18 protein-coding genes are annotated in these 21,967 nt (G+C 49.7%); 3 read left to right on the forward strand and 15 right to left on the reverse strand.

All coding sequences use genetic code 11. From position 1 onward, the window contains the following. Positions 1–31 precede the first annotated feature (31 nt). From H8S75_RS09155 to H8S75_RS09175, 5 genes are read right to left on the reverse strand one after another with little or no spacing between them, the layout of a single operon-like run. Positions 32–862 (reverse strand): hypothetical protein, encoded by an 831-nt coding sequence (locus H8S75_RS09155; RefSeq protein ID WP_187020935.1) that lies wholly within the window; start codon positions 860–862, stop codon positions 32–34. Next, positions 859–2,307: a sensor histidine kinase gene (locus H8S75_RS09160; protein ID WP_025529371.1), complete on the reverse strand. Its 1,449-nt coding sequence runs from the start codon at positions 2,305–2,307 to the stop codon at positions 859–861. The genes H8S75_RS09155 and H8S75_RS09160 overlap by 4 nt, the downstream gene beginning before the upstream one ends. After that, positions 2,304–2,975 carry a response regulator transcription factor gene (locus tag H8S75_RS09165; RefSeq protein ID WP_002600171.1) on the reverse strand — a complete coding sequence of 224 codons (672 nt, stop codon included), beginning with the start codon at positions 2,973–2,975 and terminating at the stop codon, positions 2,304–2,306. The genes H8S75_RS09160 and H8S75_RS09165 overlap by 4 nt, the downstream gene beginning before the upstream one ends. Beyond that, complete coding sequence (locus H8S75_RS09170; RefSeq protein ID WP_349768894.1) at positions 2,972–4,081, reverse strand: FG-GAP repeat domain-containing protein; 1,110 nt, start codon at positions 4,079–4,081, stop codon at positions 2,972–2,974. The genes H8S75_RS09165 and H8S75_RS09170 overlap by 4 nt, the downstream gene beginning before the upstream one ends. Positions 4,082–4,130: 49 nt before the next feature. Continuing rightward, positions 4,131–4,622 carry a sialate O-acetylesterase gene (locus H8S75_RS09175; protein ID WP_187020938.1) on the reverse strand — a complete coding sequence of 164 codons (492 nt, stop codon included), beginning with the start codon at positions 4,620–4,622 and terminating at the stop codon, positions 4,131–4,133. A gap of 208 nt (positions 4,623–4,830) precedes the next feature. On the opposite strand from H8S75_RS09175, the gene H8S75_RS09180 reads away from it, so the two are divergent. Beyond that, the gene (locus tag H8S75_RS09180) at positions 4,831–5,625 is read left to right on the forward strand and encodes a YdcF family protein (RefSeq protein WP_187020940.1); all 795 of its coding nucleotides are present in this window, start codon (positions 4,831–4,833) and stop codon (positions 5,623–5,625) included. Between the two features lie 160 nt (positions 5,626–5,785). On the opposite strand, the gene H8S75_RS09185 is transcribed toward H8S75_RS09180, so the two are convergent. The 7 genes from H8S75_RS09185 to arfA all read right to left on the reverse strand — a co-directional run bounded on the left by H8S75_RS09185 (position 5,786) and on the right by arfA (position 15,845). Continuing rightward, positions 5,786–6,784 carry a PD-(D/E)XK nuclease family transposase gene (locus H8S75_RS09185; RefSeq protein WP_187020942.1) on the reverse strand — a complete coding sequence of 333 codons (999 nt, stop codon included), beginning with the start codon at positions 6,782–6,784 and terminating at the stop codon, positions 5,786–5,788. A gap of 246 nt (positions 6,785–7,030) precedes the next feature. Beyond that, positions 7,031–8,140, reverse strand: coding sequence for an anaerobic sulfatase maturase (locus H8S75_RS09190; protein ID WP_187020943.1), 1,110 nt, complete (start codon positions 8,138–8,140; stop codon positions 7,031–7,033). A gap of 305 nt (positions 8,141–8,445) precedes the next feature. Next, a complete protein-coding gene (locus tag H8S75_RS09195) occupies positions 8,446–9,798 on the reverse strand; it encodes an MFS transporter (protein ID WP_187020945.1) in 1,353 nt (450 codons plus the stop codon). A gap of 14 nt (positions 9,799–9,812) precedes the next feature. Beyond that, positions 9,813–11,300 carry a sulfatase family protein gene (locus H8S75_RS09200; RefSeq protein WP_187020947.1) on the reverse strand — a complete coding sequence of 496 codons (1,488 nt, stop codon included), beginning with the start codon at positions 11,298–11,300 and terminating at the stop codon, positions 9,813–9,815. Continuing rightward, a complete protein-coding gene (locus tag H8S75_RS09205; protein ID WP_187020948.1) occupies positions 11,297–12,811 on the reverse strand; it encodes a sulfatase in 1,515 nt (504 codons plus the stop codon). Before H8S75_RS09205 ends, H8S75_RS09200 begins: the two co-directional genes overlap by 4 nt. A gap of 214 nt (positions 12,812–13,025) precedes the next feature. Continuing rightward, on the reverse strand, positions 13,026–14,054 hold the full coding sequence (locus tag H8S75_RS09210) for a LacI family DNA-binding transcriptional regulator (protein WP_187020950.1): 1,029 nt from the start codon (positions 14,052–14,054) through the stop codon (positions 13,026–13,028). Between the two features lie 273 nt (positions 14,055–14,327). Next, positions 14,328–15,845: an arabinosylfuranosidase ArfA gene (arfA, locus tag H8S75_RS09215; RefSeq protein ID WP_187020951.1), complete on the reverse strand. Its 1,518-nt coding sequence runs from the start codon at positions 15,843–15,845 to the stop codon at positions 14,328–14,330. Positions 15,846–16,195: 350 nt separating this feature from the next. Between arfA and H8S75_RS09220 the strand changes: the two genes are divergently transcribed. Beyond that, positions 16,196–16,993, forward strand: coding sequence for an AraC family transcriptional regulator (locus tag H8S75_RS09220; protein WP_187020953.1), 798 nt, complete (start codon positions 16,196–16,198; stop codon positions 16,991–16,993). 35 nt (positions 16,994–17,028) lie between these two features. Here H8S75_RS09220 and H8S75_RS09225 read toward each other — a convergent pair whose 3' ends face one another. Continuing rightward, positions 17,029–18,513: a zinc ribbon domain-containing protein gene (locus H8S75_RS09225; protein ID WP_187020955.1), complete on the reverse strand. Its 1,485-nt coding sequence runs from the start codon at positions 18,511–18,513 to the stop codon at positions 17,029–17,031. A 332-nt stretch (positions 18,514–18,845) separates the two neighbouring features. On the opposite strand from H8S75_RS09225, the gene H8S75_RS09230 reads away from it, so the two are divergent. After that, complete coding sequence (locus H8S75_RS09230) at positions 18,846–19,688, forward strand: DegV family protein (protein ID WP_025529366.1); 843 nt, start codon at positions 18,846–18,848, stop codon at positions 19,686–19,688. A 93-nt stretch (positions 19,689–19,781) separates the two neighbouring features. Here H8S75_RS09230 and H8S75_RS09235 read toward each other — a convergent pair whose 3' ends face one another. Beyond that, positions 19,782–20,321 (reverse strand): FmdE family protein, encoded by a 540-nt coding sequence (locus H8S75_RS09235; RefSeq protein WP_187020956.1) that lies wholly within the window; start codon positions 20,319–20,321, stop codon positions 19,782–19,784. Further along, complete coding sequence (locus H8S75_RS09240; protein WP_187020958.1) at positions 20,322–21,965, reverse strand: ABC transporter ATP-binding protein; 1,644 nt, start codon at positions 21,963–21,965, stop codon at positions 20,322–20,324. It lies immediately after the preceding gene. Positions 21,966–21,967: the final 2 nt, after the last annotated feature.

A 21,967-nucleotide genomic window follows, 5' to 3' on the forward strand; every position in this document is an offset into this window, starting at 1 on the left:
AAAAGACCATCATTTTTGCATCATAGTTGCATCATCTCGATATTTTTACAAATAATTCCTGGATACCGTCGTAATAACCGACCGTCGCAGTCGTATTTCCTTTTCCGGTTCCGGGAAACACGTACTTCTTAAAATACGGCGTCATTTCCATCAGCGGATTGTTTCCCTCATAGGGCTGCGGAGCTTCCAGTCCCAAATATCCGCTCCACTTCCCGGCGATCTCATCCGGATCCATGTCAGCCCAGGTGCGTTCCGTCCGGACATAAAACTCATATAGTTTTCCATCGTCCGCGTCGATATAGGCATCGATCAGGCGGTTTCCCCGGTCGTTGTTTTTCTGAATGTTGGAAAGGCTGACCTTCCACACTGCCACGTTATTCCGAGGCTCCAGCACGTCGATTGCAGAATAGAGGACAGCGTCGTAGGCGGAGCGATCGGCTTCTCTCACGGAATCAGGAAGAATTCCCAGTTCTTTCAGCGTTTCAAGGCCCTCGTTTACGACCCGAAACAGCTCCTCCTCTTTGATCTCACGGTCGGACGGTCCTCTGTGATTGACGATAAACGCATACGTTCCCGCCGCCTCTCCATAGGCTTCACCGGAAGCCTCCTGCCTCTCCCCGGCATACGGTTCGCTCTCGGGAAGCGTCTGGCTGTTTAAAGCCTCCGCCAGGATAAACAGCTTATCACTGCGGCTTAAGGAGTATCGGTATCCCTCGCCTTCTCCCTCCCCATCTTTTACGTGGATCTCATTCAAAACCGATTTGTCGCGGTATCCGGATATGGCTTCCGGCCCCCAGATGGCCAGAGCCATAACCAGGGCGGCAAACAGAAGCAGCAAGAAATTTACAGCTGTTTTTTTCATACTTCACCACCTCCTTCACCGTCACTCCGCCAGGCGGCAGGAGCGCCGTCTTCCCACGGAAGGACAAAGCTGAAGCAGGAGCCTTTTCCCGGCTCGCTCTCGATTTCCAGCCTGCTGTGATGAAGAAGCAGTATCTCCTCACAGAGAGCCAGTCCCAGGCCGGCTCCGTTTCTGCTCCTGGAACGGGATTTATCCACCATGTAAAATGCCTTCGTTATCTTGTAAACTTCCTCCTCCGGAATCCCGACACCGTGATCCTTAACGGAGAAGCGGTACCCCTCCGAAACGGCATACCCATCCACATCGATGCGGCTGCCTGGCTCTGAGGCCTTGCAGGCGTTGTCCAGAAGATTGATGAGCACGGATTTTATCAGGCTTGCGTCACACCGGATCATCCCTTCATCGTATGTAAAATGAAAATCCATATTTTTCTTCGCCGCGTACATATCATACAGGTAGAAAAACAGCGATTCCGCAGAGACCATCTGAAGCTCGATCTCCTGGCGTTTCGTCACAATGATGTCTAACAGCCGAAGCGACATCGTCTCCAGACGCCGTCCTTCCGTGTAAATGTAATTGGCGCACATAAAACTCTTCTCCTCATCCAGCCGGTGAGACCGCAGCATATCCGCATAACCAATGATCGCGGTGAGCGGCGTCTTAAGCTCATGGGCAAAGGCACCCACGAAATCTTCCCTCGCCCGGATCTCTTCTTCCAGCTTGATGATATTATCTTCCAGCGCGTTGGCCATACGGTTGAAGTCCGCCGTCAGCTGCCCCAGCTCGTCGTCGCTTACGAGCCTGGCGCGATAGTCGTAGTCGCCCGCCGCCATCCGTTTTGTGGCCCGCGTCAGCAGCCGGATCGGCCTTGTCAGCCAGGAAGAAATGAAATGCATGAGAACCGTTCCCAGAAGCAGAATAACAACTGTCACCCTCCGGTAAACCACAAAGCCCGTAGCCCGGTCATGAAACACCTCGGTGACGTCTCTCATTGTCTCTAAATAAAGCCTCTTATCCAGCGCCTCCACCCGGGCGGCCGTCTGAATATAATAGCTGTCGTCCAGCCGGATCACCCGGTAGGTCTTCGTATTTTCGTCAAGTGCGAGAAGCAGCCCGTCATCGGCCGTGAAGCCGTCGGCTGCGTAAAGCACCTGTTTCTGATCATCGGAAATCCGCAGCATACGTCCCGTGTCCTGCCCGCCTGCCTCTAAGTTGGAGGCGATCTGACGCGTTGTGTCTTCCTGCAGCACATCATATTTGGCCGGGACATTGAGCGCGGCCGTCTCAAATGCAAACTTCAGAATGCTGCTCTCATCAAGCGCCTGCCCGGCTTCCCGGTCCAGGGCACGTTCAAACACGTAATTAACGAAATAAAACCCGCTGAATCCAAATGCAGCCGCCATGACAATCATGGTCCATAAAAGCAGTTTCAGTGAAAATTTCATCGCCCTACCTCAAGCCGGTACCCCACCTTATATACGGCCACCAGCCGTGGAAATTCGCCGTTTTCCCAGTTAAGCTTCTTCCGCAGACGCTGTACATGCAAATCCAGCGTACGGCTGTCGCCGGAGTATTCGCCCTCCCACACCTTCTCGTACAGCGTTTCCCGAAACAGCGCCACATTCCGGTTCCGCAAAAAGAGGACCAGGAGCAAAAATTCCTTATTGGTCAGCTCCACCGGCATTCCGCCCTTCATAACGGTCCTCGCCTCCACATCGACCACCACGTCGCCCGCAGACAGACGCCTCTCCGTCTTATTGTATCTGCGCAGAACCGCTTCCACTCTGGCCACCAGCTCGACCACATCAAAGGGCTTCACCAGATAATCATCGGCCCCCAGCTTAAGCCCCTTCACCCGGTCTCTCACCTCATATTTTGCGGTAATGAAAATAACGGGTATCTCCATGGGGCGTATGTATTCCATGATGTCGAAGCCGTCAATCCCCGGCAGCATGATATCCAGTAAAATGAGGTCAAATTTCTCATTTTCTATGATTCTGAGCGCCTCCGCCCCATCCTGAACCGCCGTGCAGTGGTATCCGGCCTCCGACAGGTTCAAATCGATCAGATCGCAAATCGGTTTCTCGTCGTCCACTATCAGTATTTTTATCATGATTCCTGTCGCCACCCCCAATAAGCCCTGGCCTTTTCCACCAGTTCCTCCATCGTGCTGTCGTCTTTACTCTGGTACTGTTTCTTAAATTCTGTTTCCGGATAGAATCCGCCCGTCTTCTGGTAATAGATGGAATAATCATTTTCCAGGATCGTCTCACCATCTTTTCCCTCATAGCTGTACCGCGCCAGAACCGCCAGATCCTTCATCCCGTCGCCGTCAATGTCTCGGCAGGCGACGCCCTTCAGCGCATACAGATTTTCATAGTCGCCCATAGGCTGGAAGCTCCATACGATGTAGCCCTGCTCATTGACGAGATAGACCATAAATACGGTATATTCCGCCATCCGGTACGTTCCCGGAACCACCAGTAAGTTCCCCAGCTTCTCGAACTTGCGCCAGTAACTCTGCTCGGATACCACCTTGAATCCATGTTCCTTTAATTCATCCAGCGTAGCGGCTGTATACAGGAATTCCGTTGAATATCCATCCTCTAAGAAAGAGGCGATAAACCGGATACTCTTGTTCATTCCAAACCGGTTAATCTTGTCGGAGAGGCGCCAGTCGCGGTAAAAACCAGTTTCATTCTGAAACAGCACATCTCCAACCTTATATGCCCTGCCTGCGGCGGAGTCTTCCTTTTCACAGGAAGTGATCAGCAGAATGTCTGTCTTTCCGTCTCCGTTTAAATCCTGAAAAGAGACGGCGGAAATCCCCTGATTGAGCTGATTAAGCTCCCCTCTGACCTGATTGTTTGTCTCCAGCTGATCCGTCTGATAGACCGTGTTTCCGTTTTCATCTGCAAAAAACAGGACGAGGCGGCGATACGTCCTGTCAATGGCAGGAATCATGGAGACATCCCCAAATGCTTTTACCGTCATGGTAAATACCTGGTTCTCAATAATATCGAAACCGCTTGCGGCGATATCCGCCTCTCTCTTCACACCGTCAAGGCGTTTCTGATAGGCATTGTAGGCGTAAAGCGCACTTTGCTCCTCCTCCGCCTGCACGGGAAAGCGGCCGGAACAAGCCGCAGAAAACAGGGACAAGCACAGAAGGCCTGCCGCGGTGCGGACAAATAATTTTCTGTATTTCAAAGGGATCACCTGCCTTTTTCTTCGGACTCAGACGCAATTCGTGTACATTGATATTTTATCAGACATAGCGGGAAAATGGAATGGCGAAAACCTTCTTAAACTCTTCGTATGATATTTTCCCCGAAATAAACCCTTCAAGTGCCAGATATCTCTTTTCCGCCGTTGTATTATCCCGGTTGTGACACCGGTCCACGAGCCTGTCTTCCTCAGCCAGCGGCTGTTCGATATGCTTCCGCTCACTATAAGCCTCAAAGTACCGCAAGCCAAACTTTCTCTGTGAAACGGCATTGATATGGATTCCCGCCAGTTCACTGTTCTCCACCGCAAATTTTGCTTCGCTGACCGCGTGGCGGAACAGTACTCCCTCCGTCTCCCATTCATCGATGGAGCTTACGCCTGCAACCGGCCGGTCATAGTTTATCGGCTCAGTCATCATCTGCCATCTTCCGTTGCGCAGCATCTCGATTCTTTCATTATAGATTGAGGGCACATCATGAACGAAGCCGCGCCCTGCCATGTTTGACTGTCCGATTAACAGAAATGATTTCATGGATTCCTACCTCCGTTACAACAAATTATTTTTTCCTATAAGCATCCTTCGCATTGTGAGCGAAAAAAATCAGGGCGGTAACCGGTCCTGTTGTATCCAGTATACCATGACCAGAATAAAATTTCAGCAGTTTTTGGCTTTACCGTAGTTCACAACGCTGTCTTTCTGTTTTATAATGAACCTGTAAGTACACATACGGAGGATGTCTATGAACGAACGAATCGTGGAATACATTAACATTTTAGGAGGATTTTGCGGAAAAAGAGACGTTTCCCAACTGTCTCCGGAAGAATTAAAGAAGACTTACGGAATCGATCAGGCAGACGTTATGGTGCTGTTTGGCGGCAGCATTCTGTGCGGCGGCGATGTGCTGGCCCAGGCGATACAGAACCATGCCGCGAAAAAGTACGTCATTGCAGGCGGAGCCGGCCATACCACGGAAGCGCTGCGAATCCGGGTCCATCAGGAATTCCCTGATATTGAGACGGCAGGACTGCCGGAAGCCAGGGTCTTTGCTTCCTATCTGAAGGCACGTTATGGGCTGGAGGCCGATCTTCTGGAATGCTGCTCCACCAACTGCGGCAACAATATTACGTATCTTCTGGATCTGCTGCGGGAAAATCAGATTTCCTTCCGCTCCATCATCCTGGCACAGGATGCCACCATGCAGCACCGTATGGAAGCCGGACTGCGCAAGTACGTCTCGGATGACGTCATCATCATAAATTATGCCGTCTACCAGGCAAACGTCATCATGAAGGACGGGAAGCCTGCCTATGATACAGAAATCTTCGGCATGTGGGACATCGACCGTTATCTCACGCTCCTCATGGGGGAAATCCCGCGTCTCACCGATGGTCCGGAGGGATACGGACCCCTGGGCAAAAATTATATTGCGCACGTCGACATTCCCGACAGCGTCGCCGCCGCTTTTGATGAGCTTCAGTACACCTGCCGCGGCATGGTGCGGCAGGCCAATCCGCTGTATGCCTCCCGGGATTAGTACAGCGTTGCCCTGTTTCAGGCTTTGCCAGTCCCCGCACCCGGGTCTCCGTTACGGGCCTCATAATGAAAAGCAGGATAGGATTACCGGCTTGTGATGATTCTGCCGGTCATTCTACCCTGCTTTTTTCTATCTGGATTAATCCCAAAATGAATCGTACTTACGTATTCTCCGTCCGTTTAGCAAGTTCCCGCCGAAGAAGTTCCAACTCATCGTCTTTTGCTCTCAGTTCTTCTTCCCTCTTCTGCGCCTCCTCTTCCAGCCTCCTGATCTCTTCCTGCTGCTCTTCAATCATCAGTTCCACCGTGTTCTTATCATATAATGCCAGCGTCTCATTATACATCGCTATCAACTCCTCCGGTTTTCTCTGAAACTCTGCGATCTCCCTGTATAGTTCCCGAAAAGCCGGATACGCCTCTGTCACCCGGATCATATCTTCCGGTTTGTCTGAACTCAAAAAATACAGCCAGGCATCCAACTCTTTATCTATATTGTGAGTGATTTCCTGAAAAATGTCAAGTGCTATAAAGATATACTCCTGCAGTAATTCCAACTCCAGTCCGGTGTCAAATTTCTGGCTGGAACGGTGAATATACTGGTCAGGAATCTGATGGAACTCTCTGGAACTGTGCTCTACCAGCACGATGGTATAGACCTTCTGAAGATCACGGTAGGAAAACTTTTTCTTCTTCAGACTCTTCTGCCGGTCATATTGCCGGATGATCAGATCTGAGGAGTAACAGGCACTTCGTTGTCCCGGAAAATGGTAGCCAACCTTCTGGATTTCCACATTAGCCAACGCTCCCGATTCCAGCTCCACAACAATATCCATAATGATCAGCGACGCTTCCGCCGCCAGTCGTTTGGACTGTGACGGCAAAACCTGTTTTACCGTTACTTTCTGACCGATTATTACAGTTAAAAGCCGCGACAGCCTCTCCCCGTGAATCACCGTATCAAATATGTGCTTAAAAAACGGGTCGTACGTTATCTTAAGCCCTCTCGTTCCTTTGACAAAGTCGAGGAGTTCTCTCTGCATATCCTCTGTCAGTGATAAATACTGTCCATAAGCAGGCGACTGTTCTAAAATTCCTAATGCCTCTTTTTCGGACAGCACAAGCCCGCCCATGCAATTTGATGGTTGCTTTGTGTTCCTCATACGCTTTTTCTCCTTATTCAGATATGATTGGTTGAAATAAATGGCGAAATGCCAGACAACGGCGGACTGCACGTCTTGCATACAGCATACCGTGATGATCAGACTGTACGGTCCGAATGTCCCGTTCAGAAAATGATTAGGTCTATTATATCAGATCCATCTGAAAAAAGAAACCTCTGCACCAAAAAGCCCCGTATTTTCATCATCTGAAAATACGGGGCTTCTGATTTAAATCCTCTGTATTCTTTATCCGCGTCCAATCCTCTCTGCGATCTCCACAAGACTTGGCAGACAGGCATCAAAGAACATCTTATACGACTGACAGAAGTACTGATGATTCCCGTGATCCTCCTGTCTGGTTCTCCGGCAGCCGCCGCGGCAGAGCATTGCGTATCGGCAGTCTGCACACGCCTCCTCCTTCTGAAGGGATTTCTCGATAAATTTTATCTCTTCCCGCTTCTTATCTATCATCTCCACCGTATCCGTCCGGAAATTTCCCAGACGGTACTCGTCCAGCACATAGAAATCGCATGGATACACGGTTCCATCCGCCTCTACCACGTACTGCATTCCGCAGGTCCCGCGCATGTCACAGGATTCCGGCATCTGGCCCAGCAGAATCGCGATATAATTCTCAAACTGCCGGATATACGGCTGTTTTCCCTCCTTCAGATCACGGAACCACAGCTCGAACAAATCGATCAGAAACATTCCGTACGCCTCCGGTGTCAGCGAATAATCCCGGCCACCCGGTTCTTCCATGAGCGGATCGAGACAGGCGATAAACTGCAGGTAATTTAACTGGTTTTTCCGGTAGAACTCATACGTTTTTTTAATATGAGGCGCGGTTCTCGCATGCACCACGGAAAGTATGTTGAAGTCCACTCCAGTCTTCTTAAGCATTTCAATATTTTCCATGATCCGGGTAAAACTGCCTTTTCCAGCGGGAGTTTTCCGGTAATAATCATGCTGCTTCGGTCCTCCATCCAGAGATACGCCCACAAGGAAATGATTTCTCACAAAGAATTCCGCCCACTGCTTATCCAAAAGCGAACCATTCGTCTGGATTGCATTGAAAATCTTCACGTTATTGACATTGTATTTTTCCTGAAATTCGATGGATTTTTCAAAGAACGGAAGCCCGCTGAGCGTCGGCTCGCCTCCCTGATACGCGATCGTGCAGCTTCCCTCCGAATAAGCCAGAACCTGGCGGATCACCTCCTCTAATGTCTCAACCGACATAAACCCGTAGGCCCCCTGTTCCCGTTTGGACATCGTATCATAATAAAAACAGTATTCACACCGCAGGTTGCAATTTCCTGACGATGGTTTAATCAGTACACTGATTGGCGGCATAAGCACCCTCCCTCTTTCGTACCGGCAATCATGCCGGCGGCCATTTTCATAAACACACTGATAAATATTATAATGGTTTCTTACCGTAAGTACAAGAGTAAACTTAAGCCACGCCCGGTAATTGGGGGAAGTGTTCCAGTCTCCCCGGCGGGACGGAACGGGAAGCAGGACCGCCGGGGAGAAGCAGTTCAGTTACCCTCTCTCAATCCAGAAATTCTTTCCGGAGCACAGAAGCGCCTTTTCTTCCAGAGTCATGGATTTTACCAGAGCTTTTATATGATCTTTGATTCCATTTGTCATAGTTTTCACCCCTTCTTTCTCTCGTCCAGTTCCGTGCGGATCTGGGAGTATTTCTCATTGGTAATCTCATAGAATGCCATGGAAATCAGGGAGGCTATATAACCGAGTACCGGCATTCCGAAACGCAGGAACACGATCATATTTAATACCTGCGGAGACTGCTCCTGGTTTGCCACAAAGCCGACCAGTCCCAGGAAGAAGCTGGCGATAAATCCGCCGATCGCCATGCCGAACTTGTTGATAAATGTCAGGGAGGAGGACATCAGGCCATCTGCTCTCTGACCGAATTTCCACTCGCCGTAATCAGAGCACTCCGGAAGCATCGCCCATCCAAGGTTGCTTGGAATACGGGAAATGAATCCGAATACAGCCATCATGCTCATAAGAATCGTAACCGATGCCGTAGGCTTCAGCCACATGACCACCAGCGGTACAATCGAGAACAGGCTTCCGAACCAGTACAGGCGTTTTTTCCCAAACACTTTGGAGAGTGCAGGAAGCAGCGGAAGGAGAATGATCCCGGCAAACAGAATGGCGGAGGCAACCTTGGGAACCAGATCTACCCGGTTTAACACATACTTAAAGTAATACATATTTACGGCGCTGTAGGTCGCGTTGGCCAGTACGTCCGTACCGAAAGCGATCATGAGCATCAGCATGGGTTTATTTTTCACCAGCAGCTTTAAGTCTTTTGCCATGTTCATCGGAACGCGTTCTTTTTCCATATCACAGACATCGTACTTCTTTCCGCCCCATGCGCAGATCCAGAATGCGGCAGTCGTCAAAATACCAATGAGCGCTCCATAGATGGCCCAGCCCTGTTTTCCGCCGCCAAATGCTTCTACCAGCGGAAGTGCCATGATGGTGATAATAAACTGGGATACGGTTCCCATGCCCTGCTTCCATGAAACGATAACCGTTCTCTGATACGGATCCTGAGACATAACCGGCGTCAGGGAATGATACGGGATATTTACTACGGTTGAGGCCAGTGAATATGCGATGTAGACCACATAGACGTAGACCACTTTCATATTCGGTGATAAGTCCGGCGCGGTGAAAAGAAGGAAGATGAGGAATCCAAGGACCGGAGCTCCCCAGATAATCCATGGCCTGTATTTTCCCATTTTCGAGCGGGTGTGGTCGCCCATCATTCCCATAATCGGATCGGTAAACGCATCGATAAATCTGGATATCAGCATGAGGCCGGATACCACCATGGAGCTGATTCCGAAGATATCGGTATAAAAGAATGTAAGATAAGACATTACAAGAAAGAATGCGAGGTTTGACCCCAGTCCCCCAAATGAATATTTGAACACATCCAAAAACTTTGCTTTTGCATACTTTGTTTCCATACGTTTCTTCTCCTTTATAAACAAATGTTTCGTGTAAAGTCCTTTTCCATTCTGGTGTCTTTTTGAAATGGGACGACGTCACACGTATCCTGATAAAATTCCAGAAGCTTTTCCTTCATCTCCGCGATTATAGACGCATATTCAGGGCATCCGATGCGGTTTTGGGTTTCCTTCGGGTCCAGCCTCAAATCGTAGAACTCATCTTCCTCATAGAGTCTTCTGATATATTTGTAATCCCCTGTACGGCACATCGTGGCTTTTCCGTTGTACATCTCATCGGAGGCTTGTAAAAACTGTCTCGGATAGTACTGGCCGCTTGGATCCGGTACAGCCTGGCCCCCGGTCTCCTTGCAATGCTCTTCTCCCTTTCGGAAACCGCCCTCACAGAACACCGCCTGGCGAAGCGCCTCTTCCCGCTGTTCCATATAAGGAATCAGGGATTTTCCAAAATGTGTATGCTCGGGGGGCAGCTCTGCCACCGCCTCCGCAGTTGCGTAGAAATCAACCAGCTCCGTCATTTCCTGCCTGACGCCATGGCGTTTCTGCATCGCAGCGGGCAGCTTCACAAGAAACGGGACATTGGTCAGGCAGTCCTCAAAACAGTTCTGAACCTTCTCCACCAGACCGTAATCTCCGGTATAATCTCCGTGATCACTGAAAAAGAAGACGGCAGTATCATCGTAGATGCCTTTTTCCTTCAATGCACAGACGATCTGACCCGTCAAGTCATCCACCTTGCTGCACATGCCTAAGTAAACCGCCCGCAGCTCATCGTACTCCTCTTCGCTCCAGTCCTTCATATTCTGCAGTACCGCCAGTTCTCTCTGCATTCTGGATTTTCCCCTATATCCCTCCGGAGGCAGAATCCGTTCCGGCAGCTTCTTCCGGTCAATACGGCTGAAATACGGCTCGCTGATCTGATAGGTCGGATGGGGAAGCATCAGGGGCAGAAAGATGCAGAATGGCCGTTCCTCCTCATAGTCCCGGATAAATTCCGCCGCGCCCTCCGTCCAGACCTGATCCAGGTCTTTATGCTCAGGCAGCCTGCCCCGGTAAAAGGAATAGAAATTCTTTCCTCCCGGTTCTCCCCGGAATGACTCCCTGGGCAGTGCATCCGGCTTCCGATCATTTCCGACAGTAAAATAAGTATCACAATAGCTTTTATAATACTCTGGATTCTGTGCCGGCAGCAAGTCATTTCGCTGGTTCATCCAGACATGGTACCCGTGCTCCTTCAGACGCTTTAATAGTACCGGCTCATGCTCATGCATCATGTGATTCATGGTACGGTGTCCTGCGACATGGGGATACCAGCCGCTCATAAAGCTGCACCGCGAGGGGGTGCACACCGGATTCTGGCAGAATGCATGTGCGAAGGATACCCCCTCTTTTGCCAATTCATCCAGATTTGGCGTAACCGCCGCCGGATTTCCCAGATGGAACATGGAATCCGCCCGCATCTGATCCGGATTGATAATCACTATGTTCGGGCGTTTTTTCATACCGGCCTCTCTTCCTCGAAACCCAGACGGCAAAAGAGCTCTTTCGGAGCGTCATTTTTCTCCATATATTCCCGGATATAAGCCTTCATCTGTGCGCGCACGGCCTCGTCCTCCAGGGAATGTTCCTGATCCGGATCCTCTTTTAAGTCGAACAGCAGAGAACCGAATGACGTCGTGTCTCCCATATGGTCCTTACTCTCGATCTTCATTACCCTGCAGCCCTTCGTGAAGGAAAATGGCTCCGCCAGTTCCATCCCCGTCAGTTCCTCCGGGCGGAACATATACCGCATATGGGTAGGCATCAGCGTGTACTCACAGGCAGGAATCTCGGGATGCTCCGCCGCATGCATGTACACATACCGGCCGTCTGTCACATCCACCTGACTTCCATGGTATCCAAATACCGCATATTTCCGGATAGGTTCATCCGAATCCATTACGCCGGCAAGCGGCTTTCCTTCCATGTCCTCCGGTATCTCCATTCCGAAAAATTCTAACAGCGTCGGCGCCAGATCGATGGTCTGAACAATCGCATTTCTGCGGATTCCGGCGCACTCCTTTCTGCGGGGATCGTAAATATACAGTGGTGTATGGGAAATCTCTTCGTAGATCGGCATGCTGGTCTTTCCCCACCATCCGTGCTCTCCCAGCAGAAAGCCGTGATCCGTATTGACGATAAGCATGGTATCGTCCCACAGGCGGTATTGGTCCATCATATCCAGAACCTTTCCCAGGTACCGGTCGCACTTGGAAAGCAGCGCCGCGTATTCGTAACGAACGTGCTGAACCGTATTCTCATCTTCCGCCACTGCCGCGTAAGGCGGCCAGTCGGCTTCCTCTGCCGCATCTCCCAGAAAGGTATGGGGATAGAGCGCTTTGTCCTCCTTCAGTGAATAGAACGGTTCATGGGGATCGAAGGTCTCGATCTGCAGGAACCAGTTGTCCTCCCCGTGGTTCTTCTCGATGAATTCCAGCCCCTGGTGAAATGTAACCGCCTGGGAGGTCTTCTCTTCCGTATCCATATAGCTGCGGTTGACCGCGTCCTGAGCCATCATTCGTCTGTAAGGCGGATAACTCAGCATGACCTCCTTGTTCTTAAATACGGTGCCGCGGTCATAGCGGTATGACAAATCCGCTTTCCACAGATCGCCCTCCTGCCCCCTGGAAATCTCCCAGGATGAATACCGGTTGTGGTAGGTACAGCCCCCATCCTCCCAGTAGTGCTGATGGTCGCTGACGAGATGGGTGTAGACACCTCCCTTTTTCAGAATCTCCGGCATCGAGTCGTCGAACGGCTCCATCGGCCCCCAGCTTCTGTGGAAAAAATTGATTCTGCCCGTGTGCAGTTCCCTTCTCGCCGGCATACATGGCATGCTTCCCACATAACAATTTTCAAATTGAACGCTTAAATCCGCCAGCCTTTTGAAATTCGGCGTCTTCGTCCAGTCACAACCGTATGATTCCAGTAAATCGCGTCTCAGGGAATCATACATCACCATAATTGCCTTCATGATACTCCTCCTGTCTTATCTTATTTTTCTGTAACTGCTGTACTCTTTTATCCGCTCTCTTTTTGATGAAGATTTTCAATTCGCCTTGCGAATTGGTGCGAGCACCCGTCATGCCGCATAACCAAATACCTTTGTGGCGCGCTGTACATCCATCATAGTTTTGAAAACGCTTTCAGAAAACGCTTTCAAAAAAGAGCGATCAAAAGGCTGCTCTTTAAAGCTGCCTTATTGATTCTCTGTCAAAAAACTTGGTCTCATATTCCCTGGAGGTCTCCTCCAGCGGGCAGTCTTCTATCATGTCCAGCAGCAGCTCTGCCGCTCCGCTGCCCATATCCTTCGCAGGTACAAAGAACGCTGAAATCTGGGGAAACAACCGCCGCCCTTCGCCACTCTTATGTTCAACGGACAGGATCGACACTGTCTCCGGCACAGAAAGCCGCAGTTCTCCGCATACACTCAATATAATCTGGGTCGTCTCAATGCCCGGCGAACAGATAGCGGTACAGCCGCCGCCTATTACATACTTTCTGAAATCTGCAATAAGGTCCGGCCGGATATCCGTTATATGTGAGAGTGCGATCGGAATCAGTTCCAGTTCTTCCAGTTCTTCTTCTGCCTTCTTTACAATACCAGCCAGATAATTCTCATGAGTCGTGTAAAAATAGAGGACGATCTTCCGGTGCCCGTCTGCATACAGAGTTTCAATCATCTGATGCATATAGCTTTCGTACTGGGCATAAACATTAATTCCCTTCTTGTGAAACTTTTTCCCTATGTATACCACAGGATACTCTTCATCCAGGATTTGTTTCAGTGCCTCTTCATCCATGGATTTGCCGTTTAGTCCGCTTAAGAGAAGACCGTCAATCCTTCTCTGCCTGACATACTCCATGAAACGCGGACTCCCCTTCACCCGGTTCGAATATTCCTCCGACTCACTGATCAATACCATACTGTAATTATGTCTTGTCAGAACCCTCTCGATTCCTTTTAACAATTCCAGAGTGTAGGAGGATTCAAACACCGATCCGGAGTGAAATGGAGTATAGACTCCTATCATATTGGACCTCTGCTTCACCAGTCCTCTCCCGAACTGATTCGGTTCATACTGGTAATATTCCATCGCCTCTTTTACGGCCTGTACCTTCTTATCACTTACATTGGCGCTGTTATTCAAAATCCTGGAAACGGTTGAGATCGAAACTCCCGCCCGCTTTGCTACGTCGTAAATCGATGCTGTCATGTTTTACCTCAATGCTGTCACGTTTTGCATTCATTTTTGAAAGCGTTTTCAAAGTTCCTGGACTTATAATAACAAAAAGAGAAATTGTACACAATATGATTTTTCTACAAAAAAGTATTTTTTATTTGTGCACATTCCATAATTTTTTCGACTCACTTCTCTCGACTTTCACCCTTGTTTTTCTCTTCCATGCATGCAGAAAGGAACCGGCAAATAGTTTCCGGCTCCTTCTGTTCGTGCTGTTATATCTTATTATTTCATAATTCTGTTACATTATTTCACTGTTTCATGCTTCTTTACCAGTCGTACTACGTTCCAGCTGTGCTTGCCGAAAACAGTAGAGAAAATACCGTTCTCCAGTTTAGAAGCCTCTGAATGGATCGGACTCACCGTATCCGGCGCTGCTTCTGTGTTGACTGCCTTCATGTCGTCATGGGTCAGAACGATATGCTCCTCCACCTGATACCCTTCAAACTGACGGAAATCACAGGAAACTTCTGCATCGTCCTCCAGATCTTTATTAACCGCGAAAATCGTTACGGCCTCCGCCTCTTCATCCCAGATGCATACACAGTCCAGGGTAGATACGGTACCATATGTCCGGCTCTCATATACCGGGGCCTTGATCTGAGTCATCAGTACGGTGCCTTTCCCATAGACGCTGGCGTGCATGTATGGATAGAATATAGTCTGACGCCAGGCTCCTGTATCCGATGTCATGATCGGTGCGATTACATTGACCAGCTGGGCCAGGCAGGCGACCTTCACTCTGTCCGCATGTCTCAGCATGGTGATCAGCATGCTTCCTACCAGAAGCGCGTCTTCAAAATTATAGACATCCTCCAGCTGGTGAGGCGCCTGATCCCACGCCTTGATTTCCTTATCCTGCTCGTTGCTGTGATACCACACGTTCCACTCGTCAAAGGATAAATTGATGTTCTTTCCGCCGTGTTTTTTAGCCTTTACCGCGTCACAGATTGATACGACTCCTGAGATAAAATCATCCATACCCTTGGAGCAGGCAAGAAAATCTGCCGTGTCGTCACTGCGGTTACCGTAATACTGATGCAGGGATAAATAGTCCACTTCGTCATAGCATTCGTCTAAAACCTGGTACTCCCAGTCTCCAAACGTAGGCATGGTCAGGCCGGAACTGCCGCAGGCCACTGTCTCAATCTCCGGATCGAGCCACTTCATCATACGGGCCGTCTCTGAAGCGATTCTTCCGTACTCTCCCGCTGTCTTATGACCCATCTGCCATTTTCCGTCCATCTCGTTGCCCAGGCACCACAGCTTGATATCATGAGGTTTTGCGTAGCCGTGAGATTTTCTCAAATCACTGTAATAGGTGCCGCCCTCAAAATTACAGTATTCCAGCAGATTTTTCGCGTCCTCCGGACCTCTCGTTCCGAGGTTGACTGCCATCATCATCTCACTCCCGGCCTTCTTGGACCAGTCTGCGAATTCATTCAGTCCGAACTGATTTGTCTCAATCACTCTCCATGCCAGATCGGTTCTCGCAGGTCTTAGCGCTTTCGGTCCCACGCTGTCTTCCCAGTGAAAGCCCGATACGAAATTGCCGCCCGGATAGCGCACAATCGGCACCTCCAGCTCTTTTACCAGTTCCAGTGTATCTTTCCTGAAGCCCTGTTCGTCGGAGGAGGCAAGCCCTTCCTGATAGATACCACCGTAAACGGCACGTCCCAGATGTTCGATGAAGGAACCATATATTCTCTTATCAACACTGCCTGTCAGGAAATACTTATCAATGATAATTTCTGCTTTTTTCATTCTGTCATTCTCCTTTTTTAACTGTATATTCGTAACAGTTCAGACGGCTCATCTTCTTGACCAAAAAGCCGGTCAAGAAGCAGCGGATATCCATCCGATGTAAAAATCAGTTCAAAAACGGTCTTATAAGCAAGCTTAACGCCCGCCTTTGCACTGATTTTTCCGCCGTCTGAACTGTTACGTATATTCTTTACTCATATCTTATCAGGTACAGGAGAAAAAACCAGTGACTTTTCTCCGAAGCATTTGATTTTTTCTCCGATTATGTTTATACTGTTATCATCCTATAAAGAATGAAACGAAACAACCTGACGGCAAAGGTAAGAGAATCAGAATCAGGAGGAAGGGCCATGCTCAATTTTGAAATACATTTCTGTGAATACAACCGGCAGAATCCGCCAAAAGACAGGATTTACCGACCGGGAGGCAGTGGTGACTACTTATTCCTGCTGCTGAAAACTCCGATGAAATTCTACTTGAATAAAGAACTCACACTGGCCCGGGAAAATGCCTGCATCCTGTATACGCCTCAGACTATGCAGCACTATGAGGCTGTTCAAAAATTCCGGAACAGTTATATCCATTTTTCGTGCTCCGATACGCTCATTGAGCGCTTTAAAATTCCGTTAAACTCCATTTTTTATCCTGGAAATCCGGATGAAATCGACGAGTACATCAGAGAGCTTCAGGAAGAACGGATCGCATCCCGCCCATTTGCGGACGAGAAAGAATATTTTCTGCTGAATGAGATGTTTATTGCCATAGCCCGGGCCATGGCTGGGGAGAATACTGACATTGTTGAGAACCGGGAGCTGTATGAAATCTTCTTAAGTCTCCGTCTCGATATGCTCCGTAACTATGAAAAGCCCTGGACGACAGAAGATCTGTGCCGCAGGGCAAACCTGGAGAAGAGTCAGTTTTTTGCCTGTTACCAGAAATTTTTCCAGAGTACCCCTCATGCAGACCTTCTCTCCGTCCGCCTGGAAAAAGCCAAGAATCTGCTCACAAATGAGGCGCTTCCGATTAATCTGGCGGCCCGGCAATGCGGATTTTCCGATATCACCCACTTTTCCCGGTATTTTAAAAAAGAATGCGGGTGTTCTCCTAAGGAGTACGCCCGCAGATGGAAAGAAAATTGTTTGCCATAGAATTCGTATATTTAAGAGTGCTGCGGCGAAACGGCTCAGACCCGGAGCAGCTTTCTCACCAGAGAAAGAACCGCTCCGGCAGTGCTGCCAAGAAATAGAATATCACGATGGGAATTCACGGCCTCCATGGCCGCGGCTGCGCCTTTTGCCATCCCTTTCCACGCCTCGGCTTCAGCCGGTATCTCCGGCTGGACTACTGCCGCTGCCACGACTGCCGCCATGCAGAGAAGAAACGGCACAAAGCCTCTTCCCGTATCGTATTTTTTCATGCGCACACCGCCTCCCGCTCCCGTTTTTGAGGGAATCCAGAGACACCAGATTAGCCCCATAAACAGTGTGATTCCTGCAAAGCCGGCGTAGAGAGCCATTCCGTAGTTGGACTCCGCCGCCATGAACCGGATATCGCCCAGTGCCTGGCCGTGTTCCCAGAATGACTGTGCCATAAGGAACACCATACCCGCCATCAGTAGAAAGGAGGCCAGCTGCATCACTCTGGAGATGATTACAGTGGCTGTCACCATGCTTTTTACCACCACATCGCCAAAACTGACGCCGTCCTTGTCTGTCTTTTCGATTATACGGGTTTCTGAATCCGGTATGTCGAAATCGCGGCTTACCCTGGAGTCTGTATTACCGCGCAAAGATCGGCTGCTCTGGTTCTTTCCCCGGGGCAGCCCGCTGTATGCCGAACCACTGGGTTCCCCGCCGTCCCAGTCCCAGCTCTCTTCTCTCTGTGCTTTTCGCCCCGCCATTCCGCGTGAAACCGGCCGTACCTTTTCCCGACTGTCATTCTCTTGCCTGCCGTTCTCCTGACTGCTGCGCAGGCGCTCTACCTCACCCTCCAGCTTTTTCATTCGGGTTTCCTTTTTCTGCTGCTCTTTTCGCTCACCTTTCGATTCTGCTTTTCGCCCTTCAGAGCCTTCTTTGGACTTTTTAGGCTTTGGTGTTTTCTCTTTGGGCTTCTGTTTTTCCGACTTTCTGCTCCTCGGCTGATAGCTTTCGCTATCGTCTGCCTCTGTATCGTCAAGAGAATTACGCCTGCCACGGTTGTTTAAGAGGTTGGTATCATCAGTCTGGTTCTCATAGGACTGCTGATCTTCTGCATTTAAAGAGGCTTCTGTAAAATGACGACTCTTTAGGAGGGCCAGTGCTCCGATGATTGATTTCGCCGGATTAAAAGACTGGTTGTCCGCATTCGTTCCATCGTCCACATACGCCTCGCCATCACTCTCCATTCGTTCTTTTATACATGGCGGTTCCTCTGTGTTTAACCATTCTTCCGCTAAAAGCTTTTCCTCTGATCGCTCGCTCTTAACCGTCCAATCCCCCCGGCTCTTTTGTCCTTCCATAACCGGCGGTGTGCTTGCGGCCTGTTCTTCCAGGCCCGCCAACTCCTCTGACAGCCGTTTTCTTATCTCATATTCCTCAGCCGATTCCATTAAATAACCGGTACTCAGTGGTTCTCCGCAGTTATTGCAGTAGTTTCCTGATGTTTCATGTCCACATTTCGGGCAGATCATACAATCAATCCTTTCGTATTATTCCATGTGTAATCTGAATGCTTCTATCATAATAAAGTCCTGTCTTACCGTAAGTAATAAAATCATATTTCATCATAAGCGGCGGAATATTCGCCGCCGCGGCAGCCGCCAAAAGAATGAACAGGCATGTCTGCCCGGCATTGATATTAAGTATACTATATTCGCTGGCGGGGAAGTATTAAGTTTCTCTTGCAAATTAGAGAATTATATGGACAGAAATGCAGAAAAACAGGAAGATTTTATTGACACAGCGGCATTTTTATGAGATACTAGATTATATAGTTTTGATTACTACATATGGAGGTTCCAATATGAAAACTGCTATTTTGATTGATTCCGGCTGTGACGTTTCTGACGAGCTGGTTCAAAAATATCATATGAAGGTTATGCCCCTTCACATTATTTACCCGGAGAAGGATTACGTTGACGGAGTTGATATTTTTCCGGAAACGATTTATCAGAGATTTCCAAAGGAGATCCCCTCTACCTCCACGCCAAGTCCACAGGACGTTAAAAATATGGTGGAGGAAATGAAAGCGGAGGGATATACTCATGTGCTGGCATTTTCCATTTCCAGCGGCCTTAGCGGCACGTATAATACGGTCAGCCACGTGCTCGGTGAAGAACAGGAACTGACTTCCTTTGTTCTGGATACCAGAAGTGTCTCCTTCGGCGCGGGAATTCTGGCGCTCTGGGCGGCTATGAAGCTGGAGGAAGGCATGAGTTATGATGAGCTGACCGAGGCACTGCCAAAGAAAGTGAAGGAATGCAAGATATTTTATTACATGGATACGCTGACCTATCTGCGCAAGGGTGGCCGGATCGGACTTGTCACCTCAGTCGTAGGCAGCATGCTGAATTTAAAGCCGATTATCTCCTGTAATGAAGAAGGTGTCTACTATACAGTCGCCAAAATCCGGGGTTCCAGACAGGGACTTTCCAGACTTCTGGCGGAAGTAAAGGCCTTCGCAGGCGACGGTCCCTGCCTCACAGCCCTCTTAAACGGTGACGGAAAAGAAGCCGCCGAAGAGTTGCGGCCGAAACTGCTCGCCGGTATTCCCCAGGGAACGCTGATCATGGAAAAGGCCATAACTGCCTCTCTGGCCGTGCATACCGGTCCCGGATTGGTTGGGATTGGAGCGCTTAAATTATAAAACACGCATAAGAGTAACGTCATAAAAAATGCCATGACAGCAGGCGCCGGATTATCGGTATGGCCTGTTTTCATGGCATTGTATTTTTCTGTTCTAGACCCGGAACCTGTCATACTCTTTCCAGCAGTCCAGACAAAGCTTCTTTCCGTCCTGAAGCCGCATCATATGTTCCGCGGTGGTCTCTTTGCAGCAGTCGCAGGGACAGGACCGGAACAGCCTGGCTCTTTCCGGAATATGGCATACAGCCTCTTTCACGTCAAATAATTCTTCCGGTTCCCTCTTCTGAAGATACGCAAAAGACTCTTCCTTCGACGCAAAATCCGGACGTTCTCTTAACACCAGACGGACAGACTTCCCCGTTTTCCGGTTATAAAAGGAAAACGCCTGCTTACCCCTCATATGAAACAGCAGATTCCCCTTTCCAATGCTGCATCCCAGCACAACCTGAATAGCGTCCACGCCGCAGGCGTCATTCTCGGAAATACATACCACTTCCTCGTCCTCGGAAAAGCCCAGTTCCAAAAGCTCCATTGCGTATAAGGCCGCTTTATATCCGATTGTCAGTCCACCGCACACGTGACCATGAAATTTTGCACACTGATCCCATAATTCTTGCTTCTCTTCTGCTCTCATTTAAAATTCCTCCATTTGATAAATACTGCACTCAATCCGGTCCGCAACAGGGGCAAACGGCTGCAGTCTTCCATTCTTTAACAGATAAATGCGGTCTGATACCTTCGCCGCGCAGGTTAAATCGTGAGTCACCATCAGTATGCTGAATCCTCTGCTGTTCTGAAGCCCCTTCAAAAAACGCAGCACATTAGCCTTGCTCGACGGATCCAGCATGGAAGTGGGCTCGTCCGCTATCATCAGCGCCGGTTCCATGGTCAGCGCCCTTGCGATACAGATTCTCTGTTTCTGCCCTCCGGACAGTTTCTTCACTCTGGTATTCAGGAAACGCGCATCAGCCGGCAGTCCCACATCACGAAGCGCCTGTCCGATCCGGTCCTTCACCGTGTCTGCGTCAGCCTGGCCGGACAGAGTTAAAGGCTCGCTTACCGCTTCCCGGACAGTCATGGAGGGATTCACGGATTCATTGCTGTCCTGAAATACCATCTGGACACCATGACTGCTCTTATGAAGCTGTTTATAGTCGGCGGTTTTACCGTCATACAACACATTACCTTCAAATTCGTCCATATATCCGCCGAGTATTCTGGAAAGCGTCGTCTTCCCAACGCCTGATTTTCCTACCAGGGAGATAAACTCTCCGTGTTCTATCTCCAGACTGGCGTCCCGCAGTACGTCCTGCTTCCCATACCGCTTACCAATGTGCTGCGCTTCCAGCAGAGTTACAATCCCGCCCCGGTTGCAGGCTACCTGCCTGCCATCGCCGTTTTCCGTGAGAGAAGGCCTTTTCGTCCGGCAGATATCCAGTCTCTGACAGCATCTTCCGAAAAACGGACAGCCTCCCAGCCCCTCTTCCTCTGCCGGCCTGATCCCCCAGATATCCTTCAGGAGATTTAAATCCATGGAGGCCCTTAAAAGCCCCTGGGTGTAGGGATGCTTCGGCCGCTCCAGAACCTTTTCCGTCAGTCCCGCCTCTTCCACCACGCCTCCGTACAGGATCATAATCCTGCTGCTCAGCTCCCTGGCCAGGCGCAGATCATGGGTGATGATCAGAAATGCGGTCCCGTGTTCCCGGTTAATCCTGCGGATCAGATCGATAAACGCTTTTCTGGAATTGGCATCCATGGAACTGGTCGGCTCATCTAAAATCACCATTTCAGGTGACAGTGCCATAGCATTGGCCAGTAAGAACTTCTGCGCCATCCCTCCGGATAGCTGGTCCGGGTAGCGCTCTAAGTCCGTTTCCTCCAGCCCCACCATTACCATCAGTATTTTCATGCGCTCCCGGTGCTCTCGGGCCGGATATTTTTTAATCAGTGTTTCCCGGAGCTGCTCTCTCAGCCTCATGGAGGGATTCAGCCATTCTCCCGAATTCTGAAAGACGATGGAAAACAGTTCCATCCGAATCCGGCGCACTTCCTCCTCTTTCATCTTATACAGGGAACTGCCGGCTATCGCCACCTCACCCGCCACAGCCGCTTCCTCCTCCAGCAGACGGGACAGCGCCCGGGCCAGTGTAGTCTTGCCGCTTCCCGACTCTCCGGCTGCCGCCAGGATCTCCCCTCTCTTCATGGAAAAAGAGCATGGGCCCAGCGTAAATCCGGGATATTCCACCGTCAGACCATGTACATTCAGAATTTCACTCATAA

It is taken from the genome of Hungatella hominis, from assembly GCF_014288005.1.
Taxonomy (GTDB): domain Bacteria; phylum Bacillota; class Clostridia; order Lachnospirales; family Lachnospiraceae; genus Hungatella; species Hungatella effluvii.